The 6,407-nt window shown below is 59.6% G+C and carries 6 protein-coding genes; 1 reads left to right on the forward strand and 5 read right to left on the reverse strand.

All coding sequences use genetic code 11. The features are described from left to right. Nucleotides 1-38: 38 nt before the first annotated feature. The 4 genes from G565_RS0110540 to G565_RS0110555 all read right to left on the reverse strand — a co-directional run bounded on the left by G565_RS0110540 (nucleotide 39) and on the right by G565_RS0110555 (nucleotide 5,367). Nucleotides 39-632: a DUF924 family protein gene (locus G565_RS0110540; RefSeq protein WP_028670892.1), complete on the reverse strand. Its 594-nt coding sequence runs from the start codon at nucleotides 630-632 to the stop codon at nucleotides 39-41. Nucleotides 633-641: 9 nt separating this feature from the next. Next, nucleotides 642-2,504 (reverse strand): hypothetical protein, encoded by a 1,863-nt coding sequence (locus G565_RS0110545; protein WP_028670893.1) that lies wholly within the window; start codon nucleotides 2,502-2,504, stop codon nucleotides 642-644. A 135-nt stretch (nucleotides 2,505-2,639) separates the two neighbouring features. Further along, nucleotides 2,640-4,175, reverse strand: a complete 1,536-nt coding sequence (locus G565_RS0110550; protein ID WP_051207768.1) for a GTPase family protein — start codon at nucleotides 4,173-4,175, stop codon at nucleotides 2,640-2,642. Continuing rightward, entirely contained in the window at nucleotides 4,159-5,367 is a 1,209-nt protein-coding gene (locus G565_RS0110555; RefSeq protein ID WP_028670895.1) for a YcjF family protein, read from the reverse strand. Before G565_RS0110555 ends, G565_RS0110550 begins: the two co-directional genes overlap by 17 nt. Nucleotides 5,368-5,545: 178 nt before the next feature. On the opposite strand from G565_RS0110555, the gene G565_RS0110560 reads away from it, so the two are divergent. Continuing rightward, on the forward strand, nucleotides 5,546-5,785 hold the full coding sequence (locus G565_RS0110560) for a DUF5062 family protein (protein ID WP_028670896.1): 240 nt from the start codon (nucleotides 5,546-5,548) through the stop codon (nucleotides 5,783-5,785). A 24-nt stretch (nucleotides 5,786-5,809) separates the two neighbouring features. On the opposite strand, the gene G565_RS23785 is transcribed toward G565_RS0110560, so the two are convergent. Then, nucleotides 5,810-6,295: a TVP38/TMEM64 family protein gene (locus G565_RS23785; protein WP_051207769.1), complete on the reverse strand. Its 486-nt coding sequence runs from the start codon at nucleotides 6,293-6,295 to the stop codon at nucleotides 5,810-5,812. Between the last annotated feature and the right edge of the window lie 112 nt (nucleotides 6,296-6,407).

Below are 6,407 nucleotides of genomic sequence, written 5' to 3' on the forward strand. Positions count from 1 at the left end.
ATGGTTTTGGGCATTAATTATAGCCCAACATTGATCGTTTATTGCCCGAAACGAGCGCCGTCCCGGGTTAAATAGTCTTGCTCGGCCGGGGTTGATGACCGATTCAAAACAGCATTACGGTGTGGGTAGCGACCGAACTGTTCGATGATCACGCGATGCTGGCTGGCAGAATTGTGAAAACCCGACAAGGCGTCGCGCGCGCTCGGGTAGTCGCTAAGCAGTTGGTCGATTTGTTGCGCCAGCGCCTGATGGCAATCCAGCGATTCAGCGTGCATCAGCGGCATCAGGCAGAACATCCGGCCGCTCATGCCGAGCAGGCTTAAATGGCCATTGTCGATCGCCTGCTGACTCCACTGTAAGGCAAGCGGATCCCAGGCAAAGGCCTCGGCTTGGCCGCGGTAGAGGTTTCGACTGAACTGATCAACCATAATGATCAGCGCCAAACGACCTTGCGGGTGTTCGAGCCAGGCTGTCAGTTCACCGTCGACGGCGCGTTGGTGATCCGTGGCGAAACGATCAGCAATGTGCCGGTCGGTTTCCTTGCCACCACTGAACCAGCGCTTTTGGTAGTGCGGCTCGGGGGGCTCCTGATCGCCAAACCAGAAATCGAGCACGGATTGCCAGGGTTTCATCTGCGTACTTCAGGCCGCAGCCTGCTCAGTCTCTGTTTCAGCACCAGAGTTTAGCAGACTGCCTGCCACCATCGTCCAGTAGATTTGCAGAGTATTGACCCAGCGATCAGTCCCGGGGCGCAACGCGGATTCCCATTGCTCAGGCAGCACCAGTTGCTGTGACAGGCTTTGCCGCCCAGTTACAGCGCCGACTGGCAACGCTGGCAACTTACGCATGGCCTGGTGCCAGTTCAGGTACAGCCTGGCTAACTGGCGATCGCGCAGCGATTTTGCCTCGTCACTGCCCGGCTCAAAACCCGCCCAAAGGTGCAATTGCTGCGCTGACTGCAATGCCGAGAACAGGGCCCGGCCCAACGCGAGGTTGGGGTGTGACAGGGCGGCTTTGGGCCACAGGCCCTGGGCACTGCTGCGCCAGCGCTGGGTGAGCGACGCAAGGTCCTGCTTGGGTGGGTTCTTTTGCAGGCCCAGGGCATGTGCCATGGCAGCCTTTTGGGTAGAGCGGGTGGCATTGTAATGACGCATCACCAGAATCGGCCGAACCGTTTTACCACTGAACGCGCCGGCCGGTGGTACCAGGGCATCCACCGCAATCCCCGTAGCGCTGACTCGCTGGCCGTGTTTCTGGTAGGTCTGGTATTGCTTCAGCAACGCGCTGGCAGGCACCCGTACGCCGGCTTCCCGGTGCAACGCCTTCTGATACCCTGCCGCATTGGACAGAACCCAGGTAGCGGGCGACGTCATGCGGAACTGACCCTGGCTGGACTCCTCATCTGCGTCTGGAACCGACTCTGCCGGACCGATCCACTCCGGCCACTGGTCGGCCGTGACGCCCAGGGTAGCGCAGAACGACTTAAAATCCGGCCAGGTCGGTGTCAGGGTGTTCAGTTTACGAGTCAGTCGCGTTACCTGCCGGGCTTCCTTGTGGCCGATCAGCGTCTGCATCATGGCTTCCTGACGCGCTTGAAGGTGTTCAACCACAGGCGCGATTCGCAGCATCAGGGCATCCGACCAGGCAGGTTTTAGCCGCGCCAGGATGCGCTGCCACTGGTTGAACGCTCCCCAGGTCCAGTACGTAAAGGGCGGGGCCAGCGCCCCCAATTGCCGGGTCAGTTCACCCGTCAGTTGCTGCATCGTTACCGCTTGCAGATAGGGCAGCCCAATCTCGATCTCGCACCGACGCCGCAGCCACTGCACTGAACTCTGGCGCACCGTCACGAAGGGGGCATCGCTGATGCGCACGGCCGTCACCGGGGCCGAATTCAGGTAAGTGGTGATCTCATGCGTCAGCGCAAACAACAGTAATTCGGTATCCGGGTCCAGCTCCAACCCGGCCTCTGGTTGCCTGCGCGGCCGAAATATGGCCACAGGCACCAGCAACAGACCAGCGATGACTAACTGAGACAAAGCCGCACCGGGCTGGCTGCCCCAGACCGAAACCGACAACAACGGCAAGATCAGCAACAGCGCAATCAACGGCAGCAACAGGTAGATGGCCAATGGGATGGCGGCCAGAACCAGCAGACTGAACCGGGTGTCGAGCTCTTCGTCCGGGTGTCGGTAGCGGCCGGCAAAATAGTGGCTGAGCCCGCCATCGAGCAGGTGCTGGCGAAGTTCTTCGGCCGATATTTTCTGGTTCGCCGTCGCCGTTTCTGCCTCGATGGACAGACCCGCCCGGGTCAGTTTTTTAGCCCACTGCCGGGCTTTCTCTTCCGGCAGGTTGCGAGCCAGCACCGTGCGCCGGCTGGCCATCAGGTCGGCCAGTTGCGCATCGGAGAGTTTAAGTTGCTCCTTCAGTGTCAGGCTGAGCTGTGTTTTGTTGGAGACCGAGTCCTGAAAACCCAGGCAAACCAGATGAAACCGTTGTGCAGACATGAGTGAACCGAGCCTTGTAAGCAGCGAAGGGGGCAGAGTGCCGCGAGAGCCCCAGAATTAGCCAGGACGCGGTTTTGCGCAAGCGGCAAAGGTTCAAACTGTGCGCTGGTTCAGATGCCTTTGCCGCATGCAGGCTCAGCGGTTAAGGCCCTGGCGAATCAGGCGACCGGCGCCGCGTGCCTGGCGCATAACGGCTTTCCAGTCGCGTTTGCGCGCAAGCCGGTTTAGGCGCTGGGCGCGACCGTGGCGGGCCTGCTCCAGACACTCATATACGGCGCTCCAGAGCAGGTCCAGATTGTAGCCCTGCGCGCCCTGATCGAGCCGCACCGGCACCAGATCGGTAACCGGCAGGGCGAGATCGGTCGCGATCTGCTGCAGTGCCTCCTTGATCGCCGTCGCTTTGAGAGACGCAGGCGCATCCAGATCATAGGGTGGCGACCACTCCCGGGCTGGCGACAAGCGATCGATGTGGCTGACTACGCCGAGTATTGGCGGTTGTCGGCGGCTGGGGTTATTCCGAAACCAGTCGCGAATGGCATCCAGTGATTGACGGTCCAGTGCCCGGTCGGCCCGGTGCGCAGACACCACCCATAAGATGCAATCAACCGCTTCAAGCTGAGCGCCCCACTCCTGCGCCGTCAGCTCCCGGCTGACGCCAGGGGTATCGGTCAGCATCGCCAACGGCTCGCCGGTTTCGTCGCTCAATTGATAGCGTTCGGCACGGGCGGTCATCGGCAGCACATCGACCGCGCTCTGGGTGTCGTCCAGTAAAGCATTCACCAGGCTCGACTTACCCACCTTGAGCTGACCGGCAACCAGCACCTGAACCGGCCCCGGCGGCGGGCGCATTGTTTGCTCCTGCCCGGCCAGCCTGGCCATTTGACCGGCATCGGCCTGCAATCGGCCTGAGTACAGATCAATCGCGGCCCGGCCGACTTCTTCCACCCAGATACGAGCACCCTTCTGCTGCAAATAGTCGGTGGTGCGGTCGAAGGCGACATTCAACAATCGTTCCCGAACTTCCGCCAGCACGGCCGACACCGGATTAACCACTCGCACCAGTCGATACAGGGTTTTCGCCCCTTTGTAATACGACTGACTGGCGCTGCCCAGGTGCCAGAGCCGCATAACCTGCCCAACCTGAATGTGGCTGGAACCCGGTACATGGTCACCCAGAACCAGCCTTAGCCGCAGGCTGACCCGTTCACTGAGCAACAGCACCTCGGGCAAGGTGAAATTCCAGATCGGGTCTTTGTGGTCCGGGTAGTAGTGACGGGCAACCTGTTCAATGACGACACGAGCGCGCTGCAACAGCAACGTCTGGCTGCCGAGAATGATCTTGTCGGTATCCCTTGCCAACTGCTGCACCTCAGCCCAGGCGGCCATTTCCTGCGGCGACCAGTCAGCCTCGGGCGGGGACACCGGCTCGGTGTCTTCTGTGGGCTCTTTGGTATTGCCAGCCAGGCGCCGCTGCAACAGATGCACCAGGCCGTAGCCACCACCGGTCAACAGCGCCGTGAACACCAGCCAGTAAAGCAGCCAACCCTGTTGCCACAACCAGAGACCACCCAGCGGAATCAACAGCACCAGGGGCAACAGCATCAGCAATAACACCAGGCCAATCACCAGAATAAGCGGGCCCTGCCGGCGAGGTTTAGGTTTCGCGGTCATGATGCTCCCTGCGCATTCGGTCGTGAAACAGCCGGTAAGCCTCTTGCAGCGAGCCACGATACGCATTGGCAACGCCCGTGGGGTCTGACTTGCCCATAGCCGACTGTTTCAGGTAATAACACGCAGCCCGGCCGAGGGCATAGGTGACCGCAGCACTGGCCGTTCCGGCAGCAACAGCACCAACCGATTGCCCATACACCGGGACCAGCTTACCCAACTGGCGCGCCGCAAAACTGGCACCAATGCCAACCAGGGTGCCGGAGCCCAGCGAGGTGCCGAACTCAGCCAGACTGCGCCGGTCCCAGTCGAGCCCGTAGATACGCCCAATGGAGTGCAACATCTTGCCTTGCAGCGTCGGTACCGTCACAAAACCCGCCAGCGGGATCAAATCGGTCAGTCCCGCTGCCGTCGCGTAACCCATCAGATGCGGATGTACCTGGCGCAGCCGGTCATCCGCGTCAGATGACTGCAGACTGCGCAGTTGCTCGCTGTGTGCCGAGTCCAGAACCTCGTCCAGCGCGCTCAGCAACGCTTCCAGACCATAATCCGGATCGGAAAAGCCATCTTCCGGGGGCGTCAGATCAACCGCGACCGCATGTACCGGGCCATCACCGGGCACGTTGTCCAGCCGGGCCGCCTGCGTCATCAGGGCACGTTGCAGATCCACCAGGTCGGTATCACGGTGCAGTTCCACGTAAGCCGGGTGGTCACGGTCATCCGGGTAGGCATCGTGGAGGCGGGTTTGCACCAGCACCAAAGGCCAGTTGGGGTGGTGCTTGCGAATCCGGGTAACCTGTTCAAACACCTCATCCTGCTGCGGGTCCATCGCCCGGGCCACCACAATCAGGGCATCGGCCTGGTGTTCCTGCGCCACCAGATCGTCTTCCGGTGAATAGCCCACCTCACCCAGGCCGCGCGTGTCGATAAAGCGCACAAGGGGCAGCTCGGCTGGAAAATCGAAGGACTGGGCATGACGCGTACAGGGTTTAAAGCCCGCGCCGATCTCAGCTTCGGGGTGGCGGGTAATGGCATGAACGATCGACGTTTTTCCCGACTGCACTTTACCGAGCAACCAGAGCACCGGCACCGCTGCGGGGGTCGTTGGTGCAACGCGTTCACTGACGCCGGGCTGCGGAGACAAGACGGCATTCACAATGCGTTTCCAGTTTTTCCCCCGAGGTTCCGATGCCATAAATAGGGTCTTCCTTTACATTGCCGCTGCTGACAGAGTCCAGTATGGCAGGTCGCTCTTCAAATGAAACCGACAGACTGGACGACAGCCCGGCCCGGGTTACACTGACCCCCAGCCCGGTACCGACTCTCCGGCGCCTTTACAGCAGAATACACCAACCAGTCATCAGGACACCGGCATGAAAAAACTCAAAAATGAAAAAGAACTGGTCAAAAAAGCCATTGCCATGGGCAAGACCTATGGCGAGTCGAGGGGCGTTGTCGAATTTGAAGCGACCGATTCTGCAGAAGAAAAAATCGAATACATCTACCGATTGCTGGTGCACGACAAGGTGATTCAGCCGCTGCCCAACGACCAGATTTCACAGCAGGCCATGCGCCACAGGCTGGCGATCTGGGCGTCCAAAACGCCCGACTAAAACTGTCCGACTTAACGTGATCGACTAAAAAGCGCCAAGCAACAGGCTCAATCCATGAGAGCCGCCGAAAATATAAATCGCGCAAATAACCCCTTCACCGATAGACGCACCCAGCAAGGTTTTCCACAATCGGATTCTAAGCACGCTGCACACGTAGACGATCATATCGGTGGGCACAAAAGGCGCGAACCCCCAGAGGCTGATCACCAGCAGTTCGCGCTTGTGAAGCAGGCGAGTCAAACGCTCAACCTGGCGAGGGTATCGTTGATGAAAGTACTGGTCGAACCGCACCTGGCGGGCCATCAGGTACACAATAGCCGACGAGGAATAGACCGCGAGCTGGTTAACCAGAAACAACGGCAATGGCGGAAAAACCAGAATACCGGCCAGCACAAAGGGCGTTGAGGGTATCAGCGTAAAGCCCCTGAGGGTCGAGACCACAAAATACAGAAACAGGCTGACCAGCAGATTGTCGTTAAAAAACTGCCGTAACGCGCGCGGTGCAAACAACTCCGGATTCAGAAAATGGCTCTTCGTAGTTTCCTGTGGAAATCCAGTATAATCAGGACTTGATCATACCGAATTTACGGGGAGTCTTTCTGTGGAAATCGAAGAGCATTAT

It is taken from the genome of Saccharospirillum impatiens DSM 12546 (assembly GCF_000423605.1).
GTDB lineage: Bacteria > Pseudomonadota > Gammaproteobacteria > Pseudomonadales > Natronospirillaceae > Saccharospirillum > Saccharospirillum impatiens.

Coding starts and splice junctions, on each gene's coding strand:
- G565_RS0110540 (WP_028670892.1), bottom strand. CDS start 632: ATGAAACCCTGGCAATCCGTGCTCGATTTCTGGTTTGGCGATCAGGAG.
- G565_RS0110545 (WP_028670893.1), bottom strand. CDS start 2,504: ATGTCTGCACAACGGTTTCATCTGGTTTGCCTGGGTTTTCAGGACTCG.
- G565_RS0110550 (WP_051207768.1), bottom strand. CDS start 4,175: ATGACCGCGAAACCTAAACCTCGCCGGCAGGGCCCGCTTATTCTGGTG.
- G565_RS0110555 (WP_028670895.1), bottom strand. CDS start 5,367: ATGGCATCGGAACCTCGGGGGAAAAACTGGAAACGCATTGTGAATGCC.
- G565_RS0110560 (WP_028670896.1), top strand. CDS start 5,546: ATGAAAAAACTCAAAAATGAAAAAGAACTGGTCAAAAAAGCCATTGCC.